Raw genomic sequence first — 25,366 nt, forward strand, 5'->3', positions numbered from 1 at the left:
TTATGGGCATTGCCTGATGCCCATTTTCTACTCAGACCAGCTTTTTCACCAGCGCTTCGCTATGGCGTATGCGTTCCGGCGCGTGTTCAAGATCTTGCTGCACCAGCGCCATAAAGAGGAGATCGGTGAGCATCATTTGCGCGCTGGTGGAGGAGATCGCCGCGCTGCGCGTCGCCTGCTCTTCAGCAATAGTGTAGAGACACTGCGAAGCCTGCTGCTGCAGGGCGTTGGGAGTAAACCCGGTGATCGCGAGGATCTTGCTGCCAACGCGTAGCGCTTCAGCAGCCGCCATATTGATCTCGCGGCGTTCGCCGGAATAGGAGATAGCCAGCAGCAGATCGTCCGCCGACATCGCCTGCACCGTTGCCAGCAGCGCATGCATATCCTGCTCGGCGACGGCGTTGATGCCAATTTTCATTAACTTCCAGCTAAAATTGCGCGCCACCAGCCCGGAGGCGCCGATGCCGGTAATGATCACCCGGCGAGCATCGCGCAGTAGGGTCACAGCCTCCAGAAGTTTCTCTTCGCTGTTGACGTCAAGCGAGGCGTGCATCGCCGCGATGTTATCCTTGATCAACTTCTCGCCCACCAGACGCAGCGGATCGTCGCCGCGAATTTGGTTATGTACCGGTACAGAGTGCGGATCCGGGCTGCTAGCCAGCGCTTCGCTGAGCGCCAGTTTTAATGCCGGAAAGCCTTTGAACCCCATTTTTTGCGCGAACTTCACCACGCTGGACTGGCTTACACCCGCTTCGCCCGCCAGCTGCTGCGAGCTGAGATGGCGGGTTTGGTCCGGCTGAGCCAGAATAAAGTCGGCAAGTTTTTTGTCGCTCGCCGCCAGCGACGAGTAACGTTGGCGGATGCGGATTAAACAGTTCATGGCTTCTCCGAAGGAGGGCGTTAGCGGCGAAAAGAATTTTGTATTCGATTATAAGTGGAATAATACGAATTAAAAATTCTGCTGTGAAGAATTATGCGAACGGGTCAGATTCTGAATCTTACCTCAACCACGGCAGACAATTTCGCGCTCGTCGCGGCAAGCCTGTTAAGCTATCGACATCGCCAGGAAAATCCGTACCAGAAAGGAGTTCGGTTTGAACAGTAACGCGCGACGAGTCGTGTTTTTCGATCTTGATGGCACCTTGCACCAGCAGGATATGTTCGGCAGCTTTATTCGTTACCTCTTACGTCGTCAACCGCTCAACGTACTGACAGTGGCGGCCTTGTCGCCAATAGTACTGCTGGGGCTGTTGGTTAACGGACGCGCGGCGCGCTGGCCGATGAGCCTGCTGCTGTGGGCCGCCACCTGTGGCCGGCGTGAAAGCCATCTTAAGCGTCTGGAGGCGGAGTTCGTTAGCTGGTTTCGCCAGCACGTGACCGCCTTTCCGGTGGTACAGGGCCGGCTAAACGACTATTTAACCAGTACCGATGCCGACGTCTGGCTGATTACCGGCTCACCGCAGTCGCTGGTGGAACAGGTCTATGCCGATACGCTTTGGCTGCCGCGCGTAAAGCTTATCGCCAGCCGTATGAGCCGCCGTCGCGGCGGCTGGGTGCTGACGCTGCGTTGCCTGGGCCATGAGAAAGTAGCGCAGCTGGAACAGCGGATCGGCGCGCCGCTACGCTTATATAGCGGCTATAGCGATAGCGAGCAGGATAACCCGCTACTCTGTTTTTGCCAGCACCGCTGGCGGGTGACGCCGCAGGGCGATCTCCAGCAGCTCGAATAATTCTGCTGCAGGCGAATTATTTGGGCGATATATAGCGCCCATGTATAATGCGCCCCGCTTTTTCTGCAGGAGTGCCGCTGTGTCTGACCACGAATTTAATGATGAATACTGGATGCGCCATGCGCTGACGCTGGCGAAACGCGCCTGGGAAGAGGGCGAGGTGCCGGTGGGCGCCGTGCTGGTGCATAACAATCAGGTCATCGGTGAGGGCTGGAACCGGCCGATTGGTCGTCACGATCCCACCGCCCATGCCGAAATTATGGCGCTGCGTCAGGGAGGACTGGTCCTGCAGAACTATCGTTTAATTGATGCCACGCTGTACGTCACGCTGGAGCCTTGTGTGATGTGCGCCGGGGCGATGGTGCATAGCCGTATCTCGCGGCTGGTGTTCGGCGCCCGCGATGCTAAAACCGGCGCGGCCGGGTCGTTAATCGATGTGCTGCATCATCCGGGGATGAACCACCGCGTTGAAATTACCGAGGGAATTCTGGCTGAATCTTGCTCCGCAATGCTGAGCGATTTCTTCCGCTGGCGGCGGGAAGAGAAAAAGGCATTGAAGAAAGCGCGTCAGGAAGAGGGCTAACGTCCCAATGTCGGCAACTTCAGTTTAACGTTGTCGACAAGCTTTTCGCCGCGAAACTTAAAGAAGGGCATCGCATACTCTTTATGCTCGCTATCGAGTTCTTCCGGCGCGACGGCTGGATAATCTTCGGCAATCGCCATCTCCTGCGCCGCTTTCCTTTCCTGTTCAGACAAATACCCAACCAGACTGATATGGTACTTACGAATATTTTCCACGTAGGCGTAGGCCTCATGGCCTCGGGCGTAGCCATATTTTAAGCGGCTGTAGTAGGGCTTCTGGCTCAACAATGGTAGACGTTGCTTAACGTCGGACCAGCTGTTCGGATTGCCTTTTTGTTTTTTTGTCAGCGCCATCGCGTCAAGCATATGCGCGTAGCCCATGTTATAAGCCGCCAGCGCAAACCAGATCCGCTCCTCTTTCGGGATTGAATCCGGCACTTTGGCCATCATATCCTGCAGATAGCGCATACCGCCATCGAGGCTCTGTTCGGCATCGGTACGGTCGGTCAGGCCTAAACTCTGGGCGGTGTTACGGGTTAGCATCATCATGCCGCGCACGCCGGTTGGCGAGGTGGCCTGCGGATCCCAGTGCGACTCCTGCCAGGCAATCGCCGCCAGCAGTCGCCAGTCGATCTGCCGGGCGTATTTCTCAAAAAGCGGCTTCAGATCCGGCAGCGTATTCTGCACCGCGCGCAGGAAGGTGCGGGTATCAACGTAGTCGAAGTCGTTGCCGTGGCCGAGATACTTCTCTTCCAGGCGGGCGAGGGTGCCGTCTTCATTCATACTATTAAAGAAATCGAGCATAGCTGCCGATAGTGAATTGTCTTCGCTTTTTTCGCTAAACCAGGTGACCGGCTGTTCATCGCTGATATCGAGCGCCACAGCCAGCTCCGGATGCACGCGCTGGAACAGGCTGACGGCGACGGAATCGGCGACGGTATATTCCAGCGTGCCGTCGATGACCGCCTGCATCAGGGCGGTAGTGCCGCGCTTTTCATCGACGCGCCAGTTGAGGTCCGGGTATTTGCTCCCCTTCAGCGCCTGCAGGTCGTTAAGGGCGACGTGGCCTGGGGCGATGGCGAGCTGTTCGGCGTTGATCCCGGCCAGCGTGCGCGGGCGATTACCGCCAACGCGATAGACAAGCTGCTGCGAAACGGAATAATAGGTGGGGCCCGCCTGATAGTTCTTTACCCGCTCGGTGTTATAGACCAGCCCGGCGGCCAGCATATCGGTTTTACCGGCATCGAGATCGTCAAATAGCTGGCTAATATTCTGCCGCACGGTGACTTTCAGCTTCACCCCAAGGTAATCGGCGAAGCGTTTCGCCAGTTCGTAATCAAGACCGTAGTCTTTATTGTTGATGGCGGCGTAGGTCAGCGGGGAGTTAATTGTACTCACGCGCAGTTCGCCGCGAGCAATGATCCCGGCAACGCGGTTCTCCGGTTTTCCCATCCACGGTAAAGACGGCCACAGCGCCGCCGCCAACAAAAGGGTGACGACGCCGATCAGCAGATAATTAATCTTTAATTTTTTCAAATAGTTAATTTTCTGCAGCGTGGAGTTCCTCAGCTGGGTATATCCGGAAAAAGTAAAAGGTTGCCGTAAGTTGAGCGGCATTTTGCTTAAGAATGCGCCAGTTGGCAACTTATTCGCGATTCATGTCACATTTATTGATAAAACTGATGAATCATTTTATTTCTACGCAAACGGTTTCGTCGGGGCTCAGGATTCTCTATAATGGCGCCCGTTTCCCCCTGGCTCACCTTGAAAGCTTCGAAGACGAGAGACTTATGATGGATATTTTGCGTGGTTCACCTGCACTGTCGGCATTCCGTATCAACAAACTGCTGGCACGTTTTCAGGCGGCCAACCTGCCGGTTAGCACCTTATACGCGGAGTATGTTCACTTTGCCGACCTGAGCGCCCCGCTAAGCGATGAGGAGCGCGAAAGACTGGTCAGACTGCTTAAATATGGCCCAAGCCTCAGCAGCCATACGCCAACCGGTAAATTACTGCTCGTCACCCCTCGCCCCGGCACTATCTCTCCCTGGTCCTCCAAAGCTACCGACATCGCCCATAACTGCGGTTTATCGCAGGTCGTGCGGCTGGAACGCGGCGTGGCGTACTACGTTGAAGCACAGGGACTGAGCGACGCGCAGTGGGACGCCGTTGCGGCAGAACTGCACGATCGCATGATGGAGAGCGTTTTCACTGAGCTGGAAGAGGGGGAGAAGCTGTTTGCTCACCATCAGCCGACGCCGGTGACCAGCGTGGACCTACTGGGTCAGGGACGTCAGGCGCTGATTGACGCCAACCTCCGTCTGGGGCTGGCGCTGGCCGATGACGAAATCGACTACCTACAGGACGCATTCGTTAAGCTTGGCCGCAATCCGAACGACATCGAACTGTATATGTTCGCGCAGGCCAACTCGGAACATTGCCGCCACAAAATTTTTAACGCCGACTGGATTATCGACGGCCAAAAACAGCCGAAGTCGCTGTTTAAAATGATCAAAAACACCTTCGAGAAAAACCCGGAATATGTGCTGTCTGCCTATAAAGACAACGCCGCGGTAATGGAAGGTTCCGAAGTCGGTCGTTATTTCGCCGACTATCAGACCGGGCGCTATGACTTCCATCAGGAGCCGGCGCACATTCTGATGAAAGTTGAAACCCACAACCACCCGACGGCAATTTCGCCGTGGCCAGGGGCCGCGACCGGTTCCGGCGGCGAGATCCGCGACGAAGGCGCAACGGGACGCGGCGCGAAGCCGAAAGCGGGCCTGGTCGGCTTCTCGGTTTCGAACCTGCGTATTCCGGGCTTTGAGCAGCCGTGGGAAGAGGATTTCGGTAAACCAGAGCGTATCGTGACCGCGCTGGATATCATGACCGAAGGCCCGCTGGGCGGCGCGGCGTTTAACAACGAATTTGGTCGTCCGGCGCTGAATGGCTACTTCCGTACCTATGAAGAGAAAGTGACCAGCCACAATGGCGAAGAACTGCGCGGCTATCACAAACCGATCATGCTGGCGGGCGGTATTGGCAACATCCGCGGCGAGCACGTCCAGAAGGGCGAAATCACCGTTGGCGCCAAGCTTATCGTGCTGGGCGGCCCGGCGATGAACATTGGTCTCGGCGGCGGCGCGGCGTCATCCATGGCTTCCGGTCAGTCTGATGCCGATCTGGATTTCGCCTCCGTACAGCGCGACAACCCGGAAATGGAGCGCCGCTGTCAGGAAGTGATCGACCGCTGCTGGCAGCTGGGCGATGCTAACCCGATTCTGTTTATCCACGACGTTGGCGCGGGCGGTCTCTCTAACGCGATGCCGGAGTTGGTGAGCGACGGCGGCCGCGGCGGAAAATTCCAGCTGCGCGATATCCTCAGCGATGAGCCGGGCATGAGTCCGCTGGAGATCTGGTGTAACGAATCCCAGGAACGTTACGTTCTGGCGGTCGCGCCGGAACAGCTGCCGCTGTTTGAAGAGCTGTGCCGCCGCGAGCGCGCGCCTTATGCGGTGATCGGCGAAGCCACGGCGGAGCAACACCTCAGCCTGAGCGACAGCCACTTTAACGATCGGCCGATCGACCTGCCGCTGGACGTCCTGCTCGGCAAAACGCCGAAAATGACGCGTGACGTGCAAACGCTGAAAGCGCAGGGCAGCGAGCTGGATCGTCAACCGATGACGATTGCCGATGCGGTTAACCGCGTGCTGCATCTGCCGACGGTGGCTGAGAAAACCTTCCTCGTGACCATCGGCGATCGCACCGTGACCGGTATGGTGGCGCGTGACCAGATGGTGGGGCCGTGGCAGATCCCGGTCGCCAACTGCGCGGTGACCACCGCCAGCCTCGATAGCTACTACGGCGAAGCGATGGCGATGGGTGAACGCGCGCCGGTTGCGCTGCTCGACTTTGCCGCCTCTGCCCGCCTGGCGGTCGGCGAAGCGTTGACAAACATCGCCGCTACGCAGATTGGCGAACTCAACCGCGTCAAACTGTCGGCAAACTGGATGGCGGCAGCCGGTCACCCGGGGGAAGACGCCGGTCTGTATGAGGCGGTAAAAGCGGTCGGTGAAGAACTGTGCCCCGCGCTGGGCCTGACTATCCCGGTGGGCAAAGACTCAATGTCGATGAAAACCCGCTGGCAGGAAGGTAGCGAGCAGCGCGAAATGACCTCGCCGCTGTCGTTGGTTATCTCCGCGTTTGCCCGCGTTGAAGACGTGCGCGGCACCGTGACCCCGCAGCTCTCTACGGAAGACAACGCCCTACTGCTGATCGATCTCGGCAAAGGGCGTAACGCGTTGGGCGCTACCGCGCTGGCGCAGGTCTATCGTCAGCTTGGCGACCAGCCGGCCGACGTGCGTGATGTCGCGCAGCTGAAAGGCTTCTGGGACGCGATGCAGGCGCTGGTGGCGCAGCGTAAGCTGTTGGCCTACCACGACCGCTCCGATGGAGGCTTGTTAGTGACGCTGGCGGAAATGGCTTTTGCCGGTCACTGCGGCGTAACAGCCGATATCGCCGCGTTGGGTGACGACCGTCTGGCGGCGCTGTTCAACGAAGAATTGGGCGCGGTGATTCAGGTTCGCGCCGCGGATCGCGAAGCGGTAGAAGCGCTGCTGGCGATGAATGGTCTGGCAGATTGCGTGCACTACTTAGGCCAGGCGACGGCGGGCGATCGTTTTGTTATTACCGCCGACGGTCAGCCGCTGTTCAGCGAAAGCCGCACCACGCTGCGTATGTGGTGGGCGGAAACCACCTGGCAGATGCAGCGTCTGCGCGACAACCCGGAGTGCGCCGATCAGGAACACCAGGCGAAGTCTAACGATAGCGACCCGGGTCTTAACGTTAAGCTGTCGTTTGATATCAATGAAGATGTTGCCGCACCGTATATTGCGACCGGCGCGCGCCCGAAAGTGGCCGTGCTGCGCGAGCAGGGGGTTAACTCCCATGTTGAAATGGCGGCCGCTTTCCATCGCGCCGGATTCGATGCCATCGACGTGCATATGAGCGATCTGCTGGCAGGTCGTTCCGGTCTTGGCGACTTCCATGCGCTGGTGGCCTGCGGCGGCTTCTCCTACGGTGATGTACTGGGGGCAGGTGAAGGTTGGGCGAAATCGATTCTGTTCAACGAACGCGTACGCGATGAGTTCGCCACTTTCTTCCACCGCCCGCAGACGCTGGCGCTGGGCGTGTGTAACGGTTGTCAGATGATGTCCAACCTGCGTGAGCTGATTCCTGGCAGCGATCTGTGGCCGCGCTTCGTACGCAACCACTCAGACCGCTTTGAAGCGCGTTTCAGCCTGGTTGAAGTCACCCAAAGCCCATCGCTGCTGTTGCAGGGTATGGCCGGTTCGATGATGCCGATTGCCGTTTCTCACGGCGAAGGGCAGGTGGAGGTGCGGGACAGCGCGCACCTGGCCGCGCTTGAAAGCAAAGGCCTGGTGGCGCTACGCTTCGTCGATAACTTCGGCAAAGTGACGCAAACCTATCCGGCGAACCCGAATGGCTCGGTGAACGGCATTACCGCGGTGACCAGCGAAAGCGGTCGCGCGACGATTATGATGCCGCACCCGGAACGCGTCTTCCGTACCGTCAGCAACTCCTGGCACCCGGAAAACTGGGGTGAAGACAGCCCATGGATGCGCATCTTCCGCAACGCGCGTAAGCAACTGGGTTAATACCGCTAGCGTATTGTGTTGATGAAAACGAGCCCCCTGTTAATCCAGGGGGCTTTTTTATTTGTGATCGAGGCCGTATCAGAGTGTCGGGAATTACCGACAGACGTGGTTTTGCGGTGTCTCTGAATGGCGACACTTAAGTTATTGATTTTAAATGTGTGTAATTGAAGGTCGATTTGCTGTTGCTAATTGGCGACACTATGGTCAAAGAACAGGCAAATTATTTTGGGTGGGTTTTGCATGTAATTCTTTATATATCATGGTGTTAATAATTTGTTTTGAAAGGTGGCATAGTTCGTGCATAATAATCAGCAGTGGCTCATTCACCTTCTTATGTCAGCCCCTTCGGGAAGCGCTACATAAACTTCGAATGACGCACAAACAGGTGCCTGCCGTCCAACTCCTGATAACAGCTCTGCTTTATCAGCCATCGGGCGAAACGTCGAGTAAGGCACCGCCTCATTCCTTAATAAAGGCAGGCTTTAGAGCCTGCCTTTATTGTTTCTGCCGTGGATGTTTCCGCCATCCTCAGTTAGCATCTTCAGGAGCTAATGGTTGAGGCTATATCTTTGAAGCGATTCTCTCTTTTCCCCCGTTCCTTGCGCCAACTGGTGACGCTTTCCTTTGTGCTGATCATGCTGCCGCTGCTGGTGCTGGCATGGCAGGCCTGGCAAAGCCTGAACGCGCTCAGCGCCCAGGCCGCGCATATTAACCGTACCACCTTGACGGATGCGCGGCGTAGCGAAGCGATGGTCAACGCCTCGCTGGAAATGGAGCGTAGCTATCTCCAGTATTGCGTGCTGGACGATCCTACCCTTGAGCGGGTCTATCAAAATCAACGCAAGCGTTATAGCGAAATGCTTGAGGCGCTCTCCGGCGTATTGCCGGATGCTGACATCTGGCAGACCCTGCGGCAGAACCTTGCCGACCTGGCCCAACTACGTTGCCATAATAGCGCGCCGGATGCCAAAGCCGCGGCGAGCCTCGAAGCCTTTGCCGATGCTAACAGTGAAATGGTGCAAGCGACCCGCACGGTGATTTTCTCCCGCGGCCAGCAGCTACAGCAGGAGATTGCCGAGCGCGGGCAGTTCTTCGGCTGGCAGGCGCTGGTTCTGTTTCTGCTGAGCCTGACGCTGGTCTTGCTGTTTACCCGCATGATCATCGGCCCGGTGAAGGGCATTGAGAAGATGATCAATCGCCTGGGGGAGGGGAAATCGCTGGATGATGCGGCGCTATTCACCGGCCCGCGCGAACTGCGGTCGGTTGGTAAACGGATTATCTGGTTGAGTGAACGTCTGGCGTGGCTGGAGTCCCAACGCCACCAATTTCTTCGTCATTTGTCACATGAACTGAAAACGCCGCTCGCCAGCATGCGTGAAGGAACGGAACTGCTGGCGGACCGGGTCGCGGGGCCGCTGACGACGGAACAGCAAGAAATCGTTGAGATCCTCGATAACAGCAGCCGCAATCTGCAAAAGCTGATCGAACAGCTGCTCGACTATAATCGCAAACTGGCCGATGGCCCGGTCGAGCGGCAGAAAGTGGATATTGCCGAACTGGCGCAGACCGTCGTTTCCGCGCATAGTTTACCGGCAAGAGCCAAGATGATGTCTACCGAGCTTGCGCTGGGTGAACGCTTCTGCCTGGCGGAGCCGACGTTGCTGACCAGCGTGCTTGATAATCTGTACTCCAATGCGGTGCACTATGGCGCTGAATCCGGTAACATTCGGATTCATAGTTACCGCCACGGCGAGCAGGTTCGTATCGATGTCGCCAATAGCGGCGAGCCGATCCCCGCCGCCGAAAGAAATATGATTTTCGAGCCTTTTTATCAGGGAAGCCACCTGCGTAAAGGGGCAGTAAAAGGCAGCGGTCTGGGGTTAAGTATCGCCCGCGACTGCGTACGGCAAATGCAGGGAGAGCTGAGCCTGGTCGATGATAATCCCGGGTTCATCTGTTTTCGCATCTCGCTCCCCGCCGCTGAGCCGGGAAAAACCAACACATGAATCAACATTGGGTGAATATGTCCCACTTTTTCGCATTGCGCCGTCCTTTACGGGGATGGCTGCTGTCGGGCCTATGCTGCCTGACGCTGGCGGGTTGTTCCGCCGCTATGTCGCCGCGCGCCGCAGACGGCAATGCGCCGCCCGAGCTGCCGGAACATCAGGTGGCGGATTTTCTCTCCGTAGATTGCGCCAATATCTGGTCGCTGGAAAACGATGCCAGTGATAAAAACCCGCTGTACTGGCTGCGCGGCATTGACTGCGCGGATCGCCTGGCGCCGGTACAGGCCCGCGCCGAAGCCAAATTGCATAACGATGATAACTGGCAGGATGCGTTGAAACGCGGCATTCTGCTGGCCGACGCCAAAATCACCCCCGACGAGCGTCGCGAAATGGTTGCCCGCATCGACAGCTTTAGCCCGCAAATCGCCGCCCAGGTTCGCCCGCTGTACCGGCTGTGGCGCGACGGCCAGGCCCGCCAATTGCAGTTATTTGAGGAGCGCTCCCGCTACGGCAAACTCCAGCAATCAAGCGATGCTGAACTGGAAACCTTGCGTCAGCAGGAGCAACAGCTGCGTAGCCAACTGGAGCTGACCACCCGCAAGCTGGAAAACCTTACCGATATTGAGCGCCAGCTCTCCAGCCGTAAGCCCGGCGGCAATTTTAATAGCGGTAGCGATAAGGTACCGGAGGTGATCCATGACGATCCGTAAACCCGCCCACCTGCTGCTGGTGGACGACGATCCGGGGCTGTTAAAGCTGCTAGGGATGCGTCTGGTCAGCGAAGGTTACAGCGTGGTCACGGCGGAAAGCGGGCCCGAGGCGCTACGCGTGCTGACGCGCGAGCGGGTGGACCTGGTGGTGAGCGATTTACGCATGGATGAAATGGATGGCCTGCAGCTGTTTGCTGAAATCCAAAAGGCGCAGCCCGGCATGCCGGTCATCATCCTGACTGCCCACGGCTCCATTCCTGACGCCGTTGCCGCTACCCAACAAGGGGTGTTTAGTTTTCTGACTAAACCGGTCGATAAAGACGCGCTGTATAAAGCGATTGATGATGCTCTCGAGCAGAGCTCGCCGGCCACCGACGAGCGCTGGCGACAGGCGATTGTCACCCGCAGCCCACAGATGCTGCGGCTGCTGGAGCAGGCCGGTATGGTGGCGCAGTCGGACGTTAGCGTGCTGATTATCGGCCAGAGCGGTACCGGGAAAGAGATTGTCGCCCAGGCGATCCACAACGCCAGTCCGCGCCACGAAAAACCGTTTATCGCGATTAACTGCGGCGCGTTGCCGGAACAATTGCTGGAATCCGAACTGTTCGGCCACGCGCGCGGCGCCTTTACCGGCGCGGTCAGCAACCGCGAAGGGCTTTTTCAGGCCGCTGAGGGCGGTACGCTTTTCCTTGATGAAATCGGCGATATGCCCGTCGCGCTGCAGGTGAAGCTACTGCGCGTACTGCAGGAGCGTAAGGTGCGCCCGCTGGGCAGCAACCGCGATATCGATATCGACGTGCGCATTATCTCGGCGACCCACCGCGATCTGCCGAAGGCGATGGCGCGCGGTGAGTTCCGTGAAGATCTGTTCTATCGGCTCAATGTGGTTAACCTGAAGATCCCGCCGCTTTCCGAGCGCGCGGAGGATATCCCGCTACTGGCCAATCATCTATTGCGCCAGTCCGCCGACCGTCACAAACCCTTCGTGCGCGCCTTCTCCACCGATGCGATGAAGCGGCTAATGGCCGCCAAATGGCCGGGCAATGTGCGCCAGCTGGTTAACGTGATTGAACAGTGTGTGGCGCTGACCTCATCGCCGGTGATCAGCGATGCGCTGGTGGAGCAGGCGCTGGAGGGTGAGAATACCGCGCTACCGACCTTCGTCGAGGCGCGTAATCAGTTTGAGCTCAACTACCTGCGTAAGCTTTTGCAGATAACCAAAGGCAACGTGACGCATGCCGCGCGGATGGCCGGGCGCAACCGCACCGAGTTTTACAAACTGCTGTCGCGCCACGAGCTCGACGCCAACGACTTTAAAGAGTAGCCCCGCGGCATAGCGCAAGCTATGATACGGTAAGCAACCGGTTACGCGACAAAGACAGGAAAACCATGAAAAAGATTGATGCGATTATTAAACCGTTCAAATTGGATGACGTGCGTGAAGCGCTGGCGGAAGTCGGTATCACCGGTATGACGGTGACGGAAGTCAAAGGGTTTGGTCGTCAGAAAGGGCATACCGAGCTGTACCGCGGCGCGGAATATATGGTGGATTTTCTGCCGAAGGTGAAAATTGAAATCGTGGTGACGGACGATATCGTCGATACCTGCGTCGATACCATCATTCGTACCGCCCAGACCGGTAAAATCGGCGACGGTAAAATCTTTGTCTTCGACGTGGCGCGGGTGATTCGTATCCGTACCGGTGAAGAAGACGACGCGGCGATTTAATCCTCGCCGCTCGCTGCAGTATTGCCGGGTGGCGCTGCGCTTACCCGGCCTACAAATCCCCGCGTCGTTGGGCTTACAGAACCTTATGCGGGCCGAAACATTCGTAATGAATGTTGTCTTTATTGACCCCTAATTCTACCAGCTGCTTCGCCGCAAACTGCATAAACGCTACCGGGCCGCAGAGATAGAATTGCATCTGCGGGTCGCGAATATTTTCCGCCAGCGGCGCTAAATCCATCAAACCTTCGCTATCAAAACGTCCTGCCTGACGGTCGGCCTCGTTCGGGCTGCGGTACCAGACGTGAGAGGTAAACTTCGGCAACGCCGCGCCAAGCGCCTTCACTTCGTCCGCAAAGGCGTGAACGTCACCGTTTTCTGCCGCGTGGAACCAGTTCACCTGGCCCTGATGATGGCTTTTCGCCAGCGTATCCAGCATCGCCAGCATTGGCGTTTGGCCGACGCCGCCGGAGAGCAGGGTCACCGGCGTCTGCGCTTCCACGTTGAGGAAGAAGTCGCCTGCCGGCGCGGCTAAGTAGACTACGTCGCCTTCGCTGGCGTGGTTATGCAGCCAGTTGGACACCTGGCCGCCATTCTCGCGTTTCACCGCGATGCGATAGCCTTTACCGTCCGCTCTGCGGGTCAGAGAGTATTGACGAATTTCCTGATATTCGAAGGCTTCCGGCTTCAACCAGATAGCCAGATACTGTCCTGGCTGGTAATCGGCGACCGGCTGGCCGTCGACAGGCTCCAGTTCAAAGCTGGTAATAAGCTGGCTGCGCGGGGTCTTCTTAACAATGCGGAACGCGCGGGTACCTTCCCAGCCGCCATTTTTACTGGCGTTATCCTGATAGATCTCCGCTTCGCGGTTGATGAAGACGTTCGCCAGCACCCCGTAAGCTTTGCCCCAGGCGTCGAGTACTTCCTGGCCTGGGCTAAACATTTCGTCGAGGGTCGCCAGCAGATGGCTGCCGACAATATTGTACTGCTCCGGTTTAATCTGGAAGCTGGTATGTTTCTGGGCGATTTTTTCGACCGCCGGCAGCAGGGCCGGCAGGTTGTCGATATTACTGGCGTAGGCGGCGATAGCGTTGAACAGCGCTTCACGCTGATCGCCGTTGCGCTGGTTACTCATATTGAAGATCTCCTTGAGCTCCGGGTTATGAGTAAACATACGGTCATAAAAATGCGCGGTTAGCTTTGGGCCGGTCTCTACAAGCAGGGGAATAGTGGCTTTGACCGTGGCGATGGTTTGAGCGTCGAGCATAGCAGCTTCCTTAAATGTTATCCTATTGATGCATTTCAAATGCATCTTATATAAATAACCCTGCTATGTAAATGGTTCTTTATCACTTTGCCGCAAAGCAGTTACAACATGAAGAATTTGCATCACAAACCTGAAAAGAAATCCGTTGATAATGTTTGATGCGTTATTGCTCAAAGCCTTGTGTGCTGTGGAGCCAATCGTTTGCGTAAAATCCTTTGTCAAGACCTGTTATCACAGAATGATTCGGTTATACTGTGGGCCGTTGTCCATCAGGACCGCCTTTTTAGGCCAAAATTTTATCGTTAGCTGAGTCAGGAGATGCGGATGTTAAAGCGTGAAATGAACATTGCCGATTATGATGCCGAACTGTGGCAGGCTATGGAGCAGGAAAAAGTACGTCAGGAAGAGCACATCGAACTGATCGCCTCCGAGAACTACACCAGTCCGCGCGTGATGCAGGCTCAGGGTTCCCAGCTGACTAACAAATATGCCGAAGGTTATCCGGGCAAGCGCTACTACGGTGGCTGCGAGTACGTGGATATCGTTGAGCAACTGGCTATCGACCGCGCGAAAGAACTGTTCGGCTCCGACTACGCTAACGTGCAGCCGCACTCCGGCTCGCAGGCTAACTTTGCCGTCTACACCGCACTGCTGCAGCCAGGCGATACCGTGCTGGGTATGAACCTGGCGCAGGGCGGCCACCTGACCCATGGCTCCCCGGTTAACTTCTCCGGTAAACTGTACAACATCATTCCTTATGGTATCGATGAGTCCGGTAAAATTGACTACGAAGACATGGCGAAGCAGGCCCAGGAGCACAAACCGAAGATGATCATCGGTGGCTTCTCCGCTTACTCCGGTATCGTTGACTGGGCGAAAATGCGTGAAATCGCTGACAGCATCGGCGCTTATCTGTTCGTCGATATGGCGCACGTAGCGGGCCTGATTGCCGCCGGCGTTTATCCGAACCCGGTTCCGCACGCCCACGTTGTTACTACTACCACCCACAAAACCCTGGCGGGTCCGCGCGGCGGCCTGATCCTCGCGAAAGGCGGTAGCGAAGAGCTGTACAAGAAACTGAACTCCGCCGTGTTCCCAAGCGCGCAGGGCGGCCCGCTGATGCACGTAATTGCCGCGAAAGCGGTGGCGCTGAAAGAAGCGATGGAGCCAGAGTTCAAAGTTTATCAGCAGCAGGTTGCCAAAAACGCCAAAGCGATGGTGGAAGTGTTCCTGAACCGCGGTTACAAAGTGGTTTCCGGCGGTACTGAAAACCACCTGTTCCTGCTGGATCTGGTAGATAAAAACCTGACCGGTAAAGAAGCTGACGCCGCCCTGGGCCGCGCCAACATCACCGTTAACAAAAACAGCGTACCGAACGATCCGAAGAGCCCGTTCGTGACTTCCGGTATCCGTATCGGTTCTCCGGCTGTGACTCGCCGCGGCTTTAAAGAAGCGGAAGTGAAAGAGCTGGCTGGCTGGATGTGCGACGTTCTCGACAATATCAACGACGAAGCTGTTATTGAGCGCGTCAAAGGTAAAGTGCTGGATATCTGCGCCCGTTTCCCGGTTTACGCGTAATCTTGCCGCGTTAAGATAAAAAAGGCCGCGATTGCGGCCTTTTTTGTGTCTGCTGGTTATCGACGATCCAGCGAAATCGAACCCGGTCCGGTAATCGCCAGCAGCAGGAAGGCCCCGGCGATACTGACGTTCTTATAGAAGTTAATCATATTCGGCAATACCGCATCGCCGGTCATATCCCAGTAATGATGGCCGATAACCGCGGTACCCAGGGTGTAAAAAATAAAGATCACCGCCAGCGGGCGGGTGAAGAAACCTAAAATAATCAGTATAGCGGCGGGTACCTCCATGATGACCGCGATGATCGCCGCCAGCGTCGGCATCGGCGCGCCGGAAGAAGCCATATATTGTACCGTTCCGCTAAACCCCATCAGTTTCGGATAGCCAAAAATAATGAACAGCAGCACGATCGCAATACGTGCGATTAACAGCAGGACAGGGCGGGAAGAGCCAAAGTCAAAATAGCGTAGCGTGTTCATAATCAGTCCTTTATCACAGGCGTGTGATCTAAACGTAATACACATTTTTACTCCCCGCCACGCTGGGAAAATAATATTGTTGCACCTCGTTGAGCGGCGATTAAGTCGATACGCGGGAAACACTCTGATGCCCGGTTATCGGATTTTTTTTCATACTGCCCACCATATTGCACACTCATCGCGTGACAATGCTCACGATTTTAAGAGAAATGTACTTAACGACCATGAAGATAGTGAGACATGGGTTTGCTCAGTATGCGCTTTATCGCCAGACTAGAGCTTCCATTCGGGAGGGAATCATGGTCTTGCACTCCACGCGCTGGCTGGCGCTAAGTTACTTCACCTACTTTTTTAGCTACGGTATTTTTCTACCATTCTGGAGCGTCTGGCTGGCAGGCGTAGGCCTGACGCCGGAAACCATTGGCGTGTTGCTCGGCGCCGGGCTGGTGGCGCGTTTTCTGGGCAGTCTGTTGATTGCGCCGCGGGTCAGCGATCCTTCTCGTTTGATTAGCGCCTTGCGAATCCTCGCGTTGCTGACGCTGCTATTTGCTCTCGCCTTCTGGGTCGGCGGCCAGGTAGCCTGGCTGATGGTGGTCATCGTCGGATTCAACCTCTTTTTCTCGCCGCTGGTGCCGCTAACCGATGCGTTAGCCAACACCTGGCAAAAACAAATCACCATGGATTACGGCCGGGTGCGGTTGTGGGGATCGATTGCTTTCGTCATTGGTTCTGCGCTGACCGGTAAACTGGTGAGTTTGTTTGATTATCGGGCGATCCTGCTGTTGTTAAGCCTGGGCACGGCCTCGATGCTGTTGGGCATGTTGCTGAAACCTTCAGTGATGCCGCAAGGGGAGAGCCGACATCAGGAGGCGGCCGGACTATCGGCGTGGCTTAGCCTGGTGCGGCAAAGCTGGCGTTTTCTTGCCTGCGTCTGTCTGTTGCAGGGGGCGCACGCCGCCTACTACGGCTTCAGCGCGCTATACTGGCAGCAGGCCGGTTATTCAGCTTCCGCCGTCGGCTATTTATGGTCGCTTGGCGTCGTCGCCGAAGTGGTGATTTTCGCCTTGAGTAAAAAAGTCTTCCGTCGCTTTAGCGCCCGCGACCTGCTGCTGCTCTCGGCGGTGTGTGGGGTGGCGCGCTGGACGATTATGGGCTGGACGACCGCGCTGCCATGGCTACTGGTCGCGCAGATCCTTCACTGTGGTACGTTTACCGTCTGCCATCTGGCGGCCATGCGCTATATCGCCGCGCGGCAGGGAAGTGAGGTTATCCGCCTGCAGGCCGTTTACTCGGCGGTGGCGATGGGCGGCAGCATCGCGGTGATGACGGTGTTTGCTGGTTTCCTCTACCAGCACCTGCATCAGGGCGTCTTCTGGGTGATGGCGCTGGTGGCGCTACCGGCGCTGGTCGTGCGACCGAAGGCGGTGAGCGCCTAATCCTCAAGCATTTTGCAAATCTGCTGCCGCTGGTGATCGCTAAAATTCTCTTCAGCATGAAACAGCGGCGGCGAAAACAGCGGTAGCGCGGTGGTGTAAGGCGTGACCACCAAGGTCACATCCTTCGGCGCGCCTTGTTGCTGAAACTGGGTCACGCTTAAGTACTTAATATTCAGCGGCAGCAGCGTCAATTCCCGCAATTGCATTTCCAGCGCCTGTTCCAGTTCGCTATTTTCCCGCGTCAGCAGCACCACCTGCTTTTCATGCAGGTCGGCTTTTTGCATCAACCACGCGCCGAAAATAACCGCGATTAAGCTGACCTCTTCCTGATTAAATTGAATATGATAGGCCGCTTCGAAATCGCGTAATGCCTCCTGGGTGGTACGCATCAGGCGCGGATACAGGCGTCCGATCTCCTCCGGTAAAGCGTTATCAATACCGATGGCGAATACGCTGCGGTTCAACGCTTGCGAAAGATGGATATAGAGTTGGTCGCTCAACCCTTGTTCATCGCTGAATGGCCGTCCCGCCAGATCCTGGAAACGATGGATCAAGCGGGAGATCGCCAGATGCAGGCGTCTGTCCTGTTGATGACCGTCGTGAATGGGATCCGGTGTTTTCAGTAACATAAACAGCAGGGTCAGAAAATGTTGTTCGCCGGCGTGTGGCGTGGCGCTGACCCGGCGCTGCCAGTGGCGAACGATTTCGGCGGCGAGGTTAAATTCCGCCGCGGCCTGCGCCCAGTTGCGCTGCTCACGGGTGAAATCCGGCGACTGGCCCAGATGATGTTGTAGCAGGCAGTACTGAAGATACAGGCGCAGGAACTGACCATCCCGGCAGTCGAACTGCCGATTAAGCGTGCGCGCGCAGCGATTCACCAGCGCCTGAAGATTGGTATCATCATATAAGGTTCGCGCGATACCCTGCTGTTTAAGCTGCGTTTTTAACGCCGGGGTAAAATGGTGGTGAACGAAGTGCGGGCACAGGCGCAGCCCACGCCGGAGAGCGTGCAGCAGGCACAGGCGTTGATCGAGCGCGGCGCCTTCAATCCGATAGCTGCCGTCCATCTGCGACGCGAGAGTCAGTCGATGATAACGCTGAATTTCGCGCCCCGTCTCCGCGATATCCTGTTGGGCCGTCGCCTCATCCACCTGGTTGAGCCTGACCAGCTGTTGCGGCGTGACGGATTGTCCCGGAAGATAGAACATCAGGAGCACCTGGCTACGGCGCTGTGGACTGGAAAGCGCAGATGGTGGTTCAATCACTGTCATCATCTGGTAAGTTCCAGTTAGGGTTTCAGCTAAGAATAGCCAAAGGATGCAGGGTGAGCAGGGCGGACCGCGGCCTTTAGATCAGGATTGCTGGCGAAGTTCACAGAATTTTTCACGCGAGGAACAGATGAAGAGAGTGAAACACTGCGTCGGTGCGGCATTTTTCATGGTTTTATCATTGTCAGCCGTTGCGCATCCGCACAGCTTCATTAATTTGCAGAGTGAAGCCGTGGTGAAAGACGGTCTGTTGACCGGCTTTAACATGCGCTGGACGATGGACGAAATAACCTCAGCGGATCTGCTCTATGATGCCGGCAATGCAAAGCCGGGCAGTGAAGTATGGAAAAAACTCGCGGCGGAGGTCATGGCCAACGTACTCGGCCAGCACTACTTCAGCGAACTGTGGCATAACGGCCAGCGTGTTAAGTTTGCTAACCGTCCGGATGGCTACGGCCTTGCACGGAGCGGGCTGCAGGCGGTACTCACCTTCACCTTGCCGCTGGCGACGCCGGAACCTGTTGCCGGACAAACCTTTACGTTATCCACCTTCGATCCGACCTACTACGTCGATATGTTTTATGAGCAGGATAGCGATTTTTCACTGCCTGCCGCGCTGCGGGCCTCCTGCAAGGCCACGGTAATGACGCCGAAACCCAACGACAAAATGTTGTCTTATGCGCAGTCGCTCGATAAAGAGGACGCGCCGCCGGAAGACATGGAACTGGGTAACTACTTCGCCCAGAAGGTGACCTTGAAATGTCAGTAGTTTTTACGCCGCGAGCGCGGGCGCCGCGCTGGAAATCACTCTGGCCGCTGGCGCTGTTTCTGACGCTGAGCGTCGTGGGCGGTATCTGGTTGTGGCTCGCCTGGCCGCAGGTACTGTTGCAAAGCGCGGTCTGGCAGCGTTCACTGAATCTTGAGCTCAGCCAACTGCTGCAGGCGGTGGCGGATAATCCGTCAGCGGCGGGGCTGTCGCTGCTCGGGTTCAGCTTTGTCTACGGCGTACTGCACGCGCTTGGCCCCGGTCATGGAAAAATCGTGATTACCACCTGGCTTGCCACCCATCCCTCAAAGCTGAAATCGAGTATTGCGCTGACGCTGGCGGCATCGCTGTTGCAGGGAATGGTGGCGATAGTACTCGTGGTGGTGGTATTGACGCTGCTGCAGCTTCCGGCGCGTCAACTGCATCTCAGCAGCTTCTGGCTGGAGAAGGGGAGCTATCTGCTGGTCGGCGCATTGGGGCTTTTACTGTGCTGGCGGGCTTTGAAAAAACTGCGAGTCTTGCTGCGGTGGCCAACGTTTACCGCTTTTACCCCGCATCACGTCCATGATGAACATTGCGGCTGCGGCCATCAGCACCTTCCGGCGCCGGATCAACTACAGAGTGGCGACGACTGGCGCGCCAGGCTGGCGATTGTGCTGTCGATGGGCATGCGTCCCTGCTCGGGAGCGATTATGGTGCTGCTGTTCAGCAAGGTGATCGGCGTCTTTGGCTGGGGCATGGCTGCCGCGCTGGTAATGGCGGCGGGAACGTCGCTGACCATAAGCGGGCTGGCGCTATTGGTGCATGGATTCCGCCAGTTGGCTATCCGCCTGAGTCGCCATCAGGCGCCGGCGATGTGGAAACAGGTTGGCTGGGCGACGCTGGCGCTGGCCGGCGGCGTGGCGCTGTTGACGGCGGCTGTCGTGATGTGGAGTAGCGCGATCCCGCCGGGCGGCGGCTTGCGGCCGTTTTAGGGGATAAAAAAGGAAGCCGCAGCTTCCTTTTTACATTCAGTGAGAAATTAACGCTTCAGCGCTTCGCTCAGCTGCTCGCGCATGTTCGCCAGCATCGCCTTCACGACGCGCGGGTTACCGGCTACGATGTTGCCGGTCAGCATATAGTTATGACCACCGGTGAAGTCGCAAACGATGGCGCCTGCTTCACGAGCGATCAATTCGCCTGCGGCGAAATCCCACGGTTTGAGGGCGATTTCAAAGTAACCGTCAACGCGGCCAGCGGCAACGTAGGCCAGATCCAGCGCGGCGGAACCGGTGCGACGGAAGTCAGCGCATTCGGTGAACATGTTGCCGAGGATGTTCATGTAAGCGGTAGCGTGCTGCTTCGCTTTGAACGGGAAACCGGTGGCGATGATGGTACCGTCGAGATCGCGAGCGTTGCTGCCGCGCAGACGGTAACCGTTCAGCTGCGCGCCCTGACCGCGGGTGGCGGTGAACAGTTCATTACGCATTGGATCGTAAACCACCGCGACTTCAGTACGGCCTTTAATGCGTACGGCGATGGAAACAGAGAAGTGTGGCAGACGTTTAACGAAGTTGGTGGTGCCATCCAGTGGATCGATAACCCATTGAATATCCTGATCTTCACCAGCGTGCTCGCCGCTTTCTTCGGTGATGATGGTGTGCTGTGGGTAAGACTTGCGAATGGTTTCGATAATAATCGCTTCTGCAGCTTTATCGACGTTAGTCACAAAGTCATTGCTGCCTTTCTGGCTGGTTTCTACGGAATCTGGCGTTTCGTAGTGCTTGGCAATTAAATTACCCGCCTTGCGCGCTGCGCGCACGGCAATGTTCAGCATCGGATGCATCGGTATCTCTCACTGGATGTTAAAGAACGGGAAAAAACGGCGCATATAGTAACAGCGAATTCTGCTTATGTCTCCGTTTTATGTTAGCATGCACGAATAATCTTTAGCCGAAGAACCATAATGCTGCAAAATATTCGAATCGTACTGGTAGAAACCTCACACACCGGCAATATGGGCTCCGTTGCCCGCGCGATGAAAACCATGGGCTTAACTAACCTGTGGCTGGTCAACCCGCTGGTGAAACCTGATTCCCAGGCCATCGCGCTGGCCGCTGGCGCCAGCGATGTGATTGGCAACGCGCAGATCGTCGATACCCTTGATGAAGCGCTGGCGGGCTGTAGCCTGGTGGTTGGCACCAGCGCACGTTCCCGCACGCTGCCGTGGCCGATGCTGGATCCGCGCGAATGCGGTCTGAAAAGCGTCGCCGAAGGCCAACATGCGCCGGTCGCGCTGGTCTTTGGTCGCGAGCGCGTTGGCCTGACTAACGACGAACTGCAGAAGTGCCACTATCACGTGGCGATCGCCGCCAACCCGGAGTACAGCTCGCTGAACCTGGCGATGGCGGTGCAGGTTATCGCCTATGAAGTGCGGATGGCCTGGCTGGCGACTCAGGAGCAGGCGCAGCCGGCGGTTGAACATGAAGAAACGCCGTATCCGCTGGTCGATGATTTAGAACGTTTTTACGGCCACCTTGAGCAGACGCTGCTGGCGACCGGTTTTATCCGCCCGAATCATCCGGGGCAGGTGATGAACAAGCTGCGTCGTCTGTTCACACGCGCGCGTCCGGAAAGCCAGGAGCTGAACATCCTGCGCGGGATGCTGGCGTCTATTGAGCAGCAGAATAAAGGTAAGTAAGCGCGTTAACGCCGGATGGCGCTTTGCTTATCCGGCCTACGAATCCACATCGCTGTTGTAGCCCGGGAGCGGCTCGAAATCAATAACGGCACGGAAAGCCAAATACCTGACTAAAACAGTCAAGTAAATAGTTGACCAATTTACTCGGGAATGTCAGACTTGGCCCTGCTATGCAATACCCATATTAATAAAAAGCCCGGGCAGGGGCGAGTTTGAGGTTAAGTAAGACATGAGACTGACATCTAAAGGGCGTTATGCCGTGACCGCAATGCTTGACGTTGCGCTCAACTCTGAAACGGGCCCGGTTCCGTTGGCAGATATTTCAGAGCGTCAGGGAATTTCGCTTTCCTATCTGGAACAGCTGTTCTCTCGCCTGCGTAAAAATGGTCTGGTATCCAGCGTTCGTGGGCCAGGCGGCGGTTACCTGTTAGGTAAAGAAGCTGGCAGCATCGCCGTAGGCGAAGTGATCAGCGCCGTAGACGAATCCGTTGACGCCACCCGTTGTCAGGGTAAAGGCGGCTGCCAGGGTGGCGATAAGTGTCTGACCCACGCGTTATGGCGCGATCTGAGCGAACGTTTGACCGGTTTCCTCAACAACATCACCTTGGGCGAACTGGTGAATAACCAGGAAATCCTCGATGTTTCTGGTCGTCAGCACAATCATGAATCTCAGCGTACTACGCGTTCTCAGGACGCCATTGACGTAAAACTGCGCGCCTAGCACGAGGCTTAGTTTCAGCTTGCGGCTTACGGGCTGCAAGGTGAAACGGCAGGGTAGATAGCAATAATAAAGATTTTCAGAATCAGGCCGGGATGTTGAGGCATCTCGTGTACTCGGTCGTACATCAAGCCGGTTGCCTGGTTCCTTGCATTGAGTGATGTACGGAGTTTAAGAGCAATGAAATTACCGATTTACCTCGATTACTCCGCAACAACGCCGGTGGACCCGCGTGTTGCCGAGAAAATGATGCAGTTCCTGACCCTGGACGGGACCTTTGGTAACCCGGCCTCACGTTCTCACCGTTTCGGTTGGCAGGCTGAAGAGGCGGTAGATATCGCCCGTAATCAGATTGCCGAACTGGTCGGTGCCGATCCGCGCGAAATCGTCTTTACCTCCGGCGCAACGGAATCCGATAACCTGGCGATTAAAGGTGCAGCCAACTTTTATCAGAAAAAAGGCAAGCACATCATCACCAGCAAAACCGAGCATAAAGCGGTACTGGATACCTGCCGTCAGCTTGAGCGCGAAGGTTTTGAAGTGACCTACCTTGCTCCGCAGAGCAACGGTATTATCGATCTGAAAGAACTGGAAGCGGCGATGCGTGACGACACCATCCTAGTTTCCATTATGCACGTGAACAACGAAATCGGCGTGGTGCAGGATATCGCTACCATCGGCGAGATGTGCCGCGCCCGCGGTATCATTTACCACGTTGACGCCACCCAGAGCGTGGGCAAGCTGCCTATCGATCTGAGCCAGCTGAAAGTTGACCTGATGTCCTTCTCCGGTCACAAAATTTACGGCCCGAAAGGTATCGGCGCGCTGTACGTACGCCGTAAGCCGCGTATCCGCATCGAAGCGCAGATGCACGGCGGCGGCCACGAGCGCGGCATGCGTTCAGGCACCCTGCCTGTCCACCAGATCGTCGGTATGGGCGAAGCTTACCGTATCGCCAAAGAAGAGATGGAAAGCGAAATGGCGCGCCTGCGCGGCCTGCGTGACCGTCTGTGGAACGGCGTGAAAGATATGGAAGAAGTTTATCTGAATGGCGATCTCGAGCAGGGCGCGCCGAACATTCTCAACGTCAGCTTCAACTATGTTGAAGGCGAGTCGCTGATTATGGCGCTGAAAGACCTGGCGGTTTCCTCCGGTTCAGCCTGTACTTCCGCGAGCCTTGAGCCATCCTACGTGCTGCGCGCGTTAGGCATGACTGATGAACTGGCGCACAGTTCTATTCGTTTCTCTTTAGGTCGTTTTACTACCGAAGAAGAGATTGACTACACCATCAAACTGGTTCGTAACTCCATCGGCCGTCTGCGCGATCTTTCTCCGCTGTGGGAAATGTTCAAGCAGGGCGTGGATCTGAACAGCATTGAATGGTCACATCACTAATTCGGCACCGATAAGGAGAATTCATCATGGCATACAGCGAAAAAGTCATCGATCATTACGAAAACCCGCGCAACGTCGGCTCTTTCGACAACAGCGACGACAGCGTCGGTAGCGGTATGGTTGGCGCGCCGGCGTGCGGCGACGTCATGAAGTTGCAGATTAAAGTCAACAATGAAGGTATCATTGAAGACGCGCGCTTCAAGACCTATGGCTGCGGTTCTGCTATCGCTTCCAGCTCCCTGGTCACCGAGTGGGTGAAAGGTAAATCGCTGGACGAAGCGCAGGCTATCAAGAACACCGATATCGCCGATGAACTGGAACTGCCGCCGGTGAAAATTCACTGCTCTATCCTGGCGGAAGACGCGATTAAAGCCGCGATTGCGGATTACAAAAGCAAACGTGAAGCAAAATAATTAAGAGTTGAGGTTTGTTATGTCGATTACCTTAAGCGACAGTGCAGCAGCGCGAGTCAATTCCTTCCTGGCGAACCGCGGTAAAGGCTTTGGCCTGCGTCTGGGGGTAAGAACCTCCGGTTGTTCAGGTATGGCTTATGTACTGGAATTTGTTGACGAGCCGGCGGCAGAAGACACCGTGTTTGAAGACAAAGGCGTGAAAGTCGTGATCGACGGTAAGAGCCTGCAATTCCTCGACGGCACTCAACTGGACTTCGTCAAAGAAGGCCTTAACGAAGGGTTTAAATTTACCAACCCGAACGTGAAAGATGAGTGCGGTTGCGGCGAAAGCTTTAACGTATAATCGGTAATCCCCAACCCCACCGCGGTCACGCCGCGCGTGGGGTTTTAGTTTAGATGCATGACCCTGAGGTTACTATGGACTATTTCACCCTCTTCGGGTTACCAGCCAGCTATACCCTCTCGCTTGAACAACTAGCTGTCCGGTATCAGGATCTGCAGCGCCAGTACCATCCGGATAAATTTGCCAGCGCGCCCGCTGCGGAACAGCTGGCTGCGGTTCAGCACTCCGCCACCATTAACCAGGCCTGGCAGACTCTGCGTCATCCGCTGACCCGTGCGGAATATCTCCTTTCGCTGCACGGTTTTGACCTCGCCAGCGAGCAGCACACCGTCCGCGACACCGCGTTCCTGATGGAACAGCTGGAACTGCGCGAAGAGCTCGATGAAATCGGCCAGGCGAAAGACGAAGCGCGGCTGGAAACCTTTATCAAACGGGTAAAAGCGCTGTTTGATACCCGCCATCAACTGATGGTTGAACAATTGCAAAACGAGACCTGGGATGCGGCGGCTGATACTGTACGCAAGCTCCGTTTTCTCGATAAACTGCGCAGCAGTGCTGAAGAACTCGAAGAAAAACTGCTCGACTTTTAATT

23 protein-coding genes are annotated in these 25,366 nt (G+C 56.4%); 17 read left to right on the top strand and 6 right to left on the bottom strand.

Features of this window, described 5'->3' with window-relative positions; genetic code table 11:
• Positions 1-31: 31 nt before the first annotated feature.
• Positions 32-880 carry a MurR/RpiR family transcriptional regulator gene (locus ACSEMK_RS07085; protein WP_087858391.1) on the bottom strand — a complete coding sequence of 283 codons (849 nt, stop codon included), beginning with the start codon at positions 878-880 and terminating at the stop codon, positions 32-34.
• A gap of 214 nt (positions 881-1,094) precedes the next feature.
• Between ACSEMK_RS07085 and yfhb the strand changes: the two genes are divergently transcribed.
• The gene (gene yfhb / locus ACSEMK_RS07090; protein ID WP_430914705.1) at positions 1,095-1,730 is read left to right on the top strand and encodes a phosphatidylglycerophosphatase C; all 636 of its coding nucleotides are present in this window, start codon (positions 1,095-1,097) and stop codon (positions 1,728-1,730) included.
• A gap of 79 nt (positions 1,731-1,809) precedes the next feature.
• Entirely contained in the window at positions 1,810-2,313 is a 504-nt protein-coding gene (gene tadA, locus ACSEMK_RS07095; RefSeq protein WP_015370298.1) for a tRNA adenosine(34) deaminase TadA, read from the top strand.
• Here tadA and mltF read toward each other — a convergent pair.
• The gene (mltF, locus tag ACSEMK_RS07100; protein ID WP_430914706.1) at positions 2,310-3,929 is read right to left on the bottom strand and encodes a membrane-bound lytic murein transglycosylase MltF; all 1,620 of its coding nucleotides are present in this window, start codon (positions 3,927-3,929) and stop codon (positions 2,310-2,312) included. The genes tadA and mltF overlap by 4 nt on opposite strands.
• Before the next feature lie 173 nt (positions 3,930-4,102).
• On the opposite strand from mltF, the gene purL reads away from it, so the two are divergent.
• The 5 genes from purL (at position 4,103) to glnB (ending at position 12,434) form a co-directional block, all read left to right on the top strand.
• The gene (purL, locus tag ACSEMK_RS07105; RefSeq protein ID WP_430914707.1) at positions 4,103-7,990 is read left to right on the top strand and encodes a phosphoribosylformylglycinamidine synthase; all 3,888 of its coding nucleotides are present in this window, start codon (positions 4,103-4,105) and stop codon (positions 7,988-7,990) included.
• Positions 7,991-8,559: 569 nt separating this feature from the next.
• The gene (locus tag ACSEMK_RS07110) at positions 8,560-9,996 is read left to right on the top strand and encodes a sensor histidine kinase (protein WP_087858444.1); all 1,437 of its coding nucleotides are present in this window, start codon (positions 8,560-8,562) and stop codon (positions 9,994-9,996) included.
• Between the two features lie 17 nt (positions 9,997-10,013).
• On the top strand, positions 10,014-10,706 hold the full coding sequence (gene qseG, locus ACSEMK_RS07115; RefSeq protein ID WP_162750221.1) for a two-component system QseEF-associated lipoprotein QseG: 693 nt from the start codon (positions 10,014-10,016) through the stop codon (positions 10,704-10,706).
• Positions 10,693-12,030 carry a two-component system response regulator GlrR gene (gene glrR, locus ACSEMK_RS07120; RefSeq protein WP_045377589.1) on the top strand — a complete coding sequence of 446 codons (1,338 nt, stop codon included), beginning with the start codon at positions 10,693-10,695 and terminating at the stop codon, positions 12,028-12,030. Before qseG ends, glrR begins: the two co-directional genes overlap by 14 nt.
• Positions 12,031-12,095: 65 nt before the next feature.
• Complete coding sequence (gene glnB / locus ACSEMK_RS07125) at positions 12,096-12,434, top strand: nitrogen regulatory protein P-II (RefSeq protein ID WP_002914032.1); 339 nt, start codon at positions 12,096-12,098, stop codon at positions 12,432-12,434.
• Between the two features lie 73 nt (positions 12,435-12,507).
• Here the strand turns inward: glnB and hmpA are convergent, their stop codons facing one another.
• Positions 12,508-13,698, bottom strand: a complete 1,191-nt coding sequence (gene hmpA / locus ACSEMK_RS07130; protein WP_117025999.1) for an NO-inducible flavohemoprotein — start codon at positions 13,696-13,698, stop codon at positions 12,508-12,510.
• Between the two features lie 324 nt (positions 13,699-14,022).
• Between hmpA and glyA the strand changes: the two genes are divergently transcribed.
• Positions 14,023-15,276 carry a serine hydroxymethyltransferase gene (glyA, locus tag ACSEMK_RS07135; protein WP_430914708.1) on the top strand — a complete coding sequence of 418 codons (1,254 nt, stop codon included), beginning with the start codon at positions 14,023-14,025 and terminating at the stop codon, positions 15,274-15,276.
• 56 nt (positions 15,277-15,332) lie between these two features.
• On the opposite strand, the gene ACSEMK_RS07140 is transcribed toward glyA, so the two are convergent.
• A complete protein-coding gene (locus tag ACSEMK_RS07140; RefSeq protein ID WP_015370306.1) occupies positions 15,333-15,755 on the bottom strand; it encodes a DoxX family protein in 423 nt (140 codons plus the stop codon).
• A gap of 299 nt (positions 15,756-16,054) precedes the next feature.
• On the opposite strand from ACSEMK_RS07140, the gene ACSEMK_RS07145 reads away from it, so the two are divergent.
• Positions 16,055-17,191 (top strand): 3-phenylpropionate MFS transporter, encoded by a 1,137-nt coding sequence (locus tag ACSEMK_RS07145; RefSeq protein WP_213317556.1) that lies wholly within the window; start codon positions 16,055-16,057, stop codon positions 17,189-17,191.
• On the opposite strand, the gene csiE is transcribed toward ACSEMK_RS07145, so the two are convergent.
• Positions 17,188-18,465: a stationary phase inducible protein CsiE gene (gene csiE, locus ACSEMK_RS07150; RefSeq protein WP_087858396.1), complete on the bottom strand. Its 1,278-nt coding sequence runs from the start codon at positions 18,463-18,465 to the stop codon at positions 17,188-17,190. The two genes, ACSEMK_RS07145 and csiE, sit on opposite strands and share 4 nt — an antisense overlap.
• 124 nt (positions 18,466-18,589) lie before the next feature.
• Between csiE and ACSEMK_RS07155 the strand changes: the two genes are divergently transcribed.
• Positions 18,590-19,228 (top strand): DUF1007 family protein, encoded by a 639-nt coding sequence (locus tag ACSEMK_RS07155; protein WP_213794774.1) that lies wholly within the window; start codon positions 18,590-18,592, stop codon positions 19,226-19,228.
• On the top strand, positions 19,219-20,199 hold the full coding sequence (locus ACSEMK_RS07160) for a nickel/cobalt transporter (RefSeq protein WP_271031813.1): 981 nt from the start codon (positions 19,219-19,221) through the stop codon (positions 20,197-20,199). The genes ACSEMK_RS07155 and ACSEMK_RS07160 overlap by 10 nt, the downstream gene beginning before the upstream one ends.
• A 47-nt stretch (positions 20,200-20,246) precedes the next feature.
• Here the strand turns inward: ACSEMK_RS07160 and suhB are convergent, their stop codons facing one another.
• Entirely contained in the window at positions 20,247-21,050 is an 804-nt protein-coding gene (gene suhB, locus ACSEMK_RS07165) for an inositol-1-monophosphatase (RefSeq protein ID WP_015370312.1), read from the bottom strand.
• 120 nt (positions 21,051-21,170) lie between these two features.
• Between suhB and trmJ the strand changes: the two genes are divergently transcribed.
• From trmJ to hscB, 6 genes are all read left to right on the top strand, one after another.
• Entirely contained in the window at positions 21,171-21,905 is a 735-nt protein-coding gene (gene trmJ, locus ACSEMK_RS07170) for a tRNA (cytosine(32)/uridine(32)-2'-O)-methyltransferase TrmJ (protein WP_015370313.1), read from the top strand.
• 229 nt (positions 21,906-22,134) lie between these two features.
• Positions 22,135-22,626, top strand: coding sequence for a Fe-S cluster assembly transcriptional regulator IscR (gene iscR, locus ACSEMK_RS07175; RefSeq protein WP_015370314.1), 492 nt, complete (start codon positions 22,135-22,137; stop codon positions 22,624-22,626).
• A gap of 177 nt (positions 22,627-22,803) precedes the next feature.
• Positions 22,804-24,018 (top strand): cysteine desulfurase, encoded by a 1,215-nt coding sequence (gene iscS / locus ACSEMK_RS07180; protein WP_015703173.1) that lies wholly within the window; start codon positions 22,804-22,806, stop codon positions 24,016-24,018.
• A 26-nt stretch (positions 24,019-24,044) separates the two neighbouring features.
• Positions 24,045-24,431: a Fe-S cluster assembly scaffold IscU gene (gene iscU, locus ACSEMK_RS07185; protein ID WP_004866383.1), complete on the top strand. Its 387-nt coding sequence runs from the start codon at positions 24,045-24,047 to the stop codon at positions 24,429-24,431.
• A 19-nt stretch (positions 24,432-24,450) separates the two neighbouring features.
• Complete coding sequence (iscA, locus tag ACSEMK_RS07190; RefSeq protein ID WP_012540868.1) at positions 24,451-24,774, top strand: iron-sulfur cluster assembly protein IscA; 324 nt, start codon at positions 24,451-24,453, stop codon at positions 24,772-24,774.
• 74 nt (positions 24,775-24,848) lie between these two features.
• A complete protein-coding gene (hscB, locus tag ACSEMK_RS07195) occupies positions 24,849-25,364 on the top strand; it encodes a co-chaperone HscB (protein ID WP_047053904.1) in 516 nt (171 codons plus the stop codon).
• Positions 25,365-25,366 lie beyond the last annotated feature (2 nt).

This window comes from Klebsiella sp. K-3 (assembly GCF_051207495.1).
Classification (GTDB): domain Bacteria; phylum Pseudomonadota; class Gammaproteobacteria; order Enterobacterales; family Enterobacteriaceae; genus Klebsiella; species Klebsiella aerogenes.

Bases quoted from the DNA above. Each gene is read 5' to 3' on its own strand.
- ACSEMK_RS07085 (WP_087858391.1), bottom strand. From the start codon at position 880: ATGAACTGTTTAATCCGCATCCGCCAACGTTACTCGTCGCTGGCGGCG.
- mltF (WP_430914706.1), bottom strand. From the start codon at position 3,929: ATGCCGCTCAACTTACGGCAACCTTTTACTTTTTCCGGATATACCCAG.
- purL (WP_430914707.1), top strand. From the start codon at position 4,103: ATGATGGATATTTTGCGTGGTTCACCTGCACTGTCGGCATTCCGTATC.
- qseG (WP_162750221.1), top strand. From the start codon at position 10,014: ATGTCCCACTTTTTCGCATTGCGCCGTCCTTTACGGGGATGGCTGCTG.
- glrR (WP_045377589.1), top strand. From the start codon at position 10,693: ATGACGATCCGTAAACCCGCCCACCTGCTGCTGGTGGACGACGATCCG.
- glnB (WP_002914032.1), top strand. From the start codon at position 12,096: ATGAAAAAGATTGATGCGATTATTAAACCGTTCAAATTGGATGACGTG.
- hmpA (WP_117025999.1), bottom strand. From the start codon at position 13,698: ATGCTCGACGCTCAAACCATCGCCACGGTCAAAGCCACTATTCCCCTG.
- glyA (WP_430914708.1), top strand. From the start codon at position 14,023: ATGTTAAAGCGTGAAATGAACATTGCCGATTATGATGCCGAACTGTGG.
- ACSEMK_RS07140 (WP_015370306.1), bottom strand. From the start codon at position 15,755: ATGAACACGCTACGCTATTTTGACTTTGGCTCTTCCCGCCCTGTCCTG.
- ACSEMK_RS07145 (WP_213317556.1), top strand. From the start codon at position 16,055: ATGGTCTTGCACTCCACGCGCTGGCTGGCGCTAAGTTACTTCACCTAC.
- csiE (WP_087858396.1), bottom strand. From the start codon at position 18,465: ATGATGACAGTGATTGAACCACCATCTGCGCTTTCCAGTCCACAGCGC.
- ACSEMK_RS07155 (WP_213794774.1), top strand. From the start codon at position 18,590: ATGAAGAGAGTGAAACACTGCGTCGGTGCGGCATTTTTCATGGTTTTA.
- ACSEMK_RS07160 (WP_271031813.1), top strand. From the start codon at position 19,219: ATGTCAGTAGTTTTTACGCCGCGAGCGCGGGCGCCGCGCTGGAAATCA.
- suhB (WP_015370312.1), bottom strand. From the start codon at position 21,050: ATGCATCCGATGCTGAACATTGCCGTGCGCGCAGCGCGCAAGGCGGGT.
- trmJ (WP_015370313.1), top strand. From the start codon at position 21,171: ATGCTGCAAAATATTCGAATCGTACTGGTAGAAACCTCACACACCGGC.
- iscR (WP_015370314.1), top strand. From the start codon at position 22,135: ATGAGACTGACATCTAAAGGGCGTTATGCCGTGACCGCAATGCTTGAC.
- iscS (WP_015703173.1), top strand. From the start codon at position 22,804: ATGAAATTACCGATTTACCTCGATTACTCCGCAACAACGCCGGTGGAC.
- iscU (WP_004866383.1), top strand. From the start codon at position 24,045: ATGGCATACAGCGAAAAAGTCATCGATCATTACGAAAACCCGCGCAAC.
- iscA (WP_012540868.1), top strand. From the start codon at position 24,451: ATGTCGATTACCTTAAGCGACAGTGCAGCAGCGCGAGTCAATTCCTTC.
- hscB (WP_047053904.1), top strand. From the start codon at position 24,849: ATGGACTATTTCACCCTCTTCGGGTTACCAGCCAGCTATACCCTCTCG.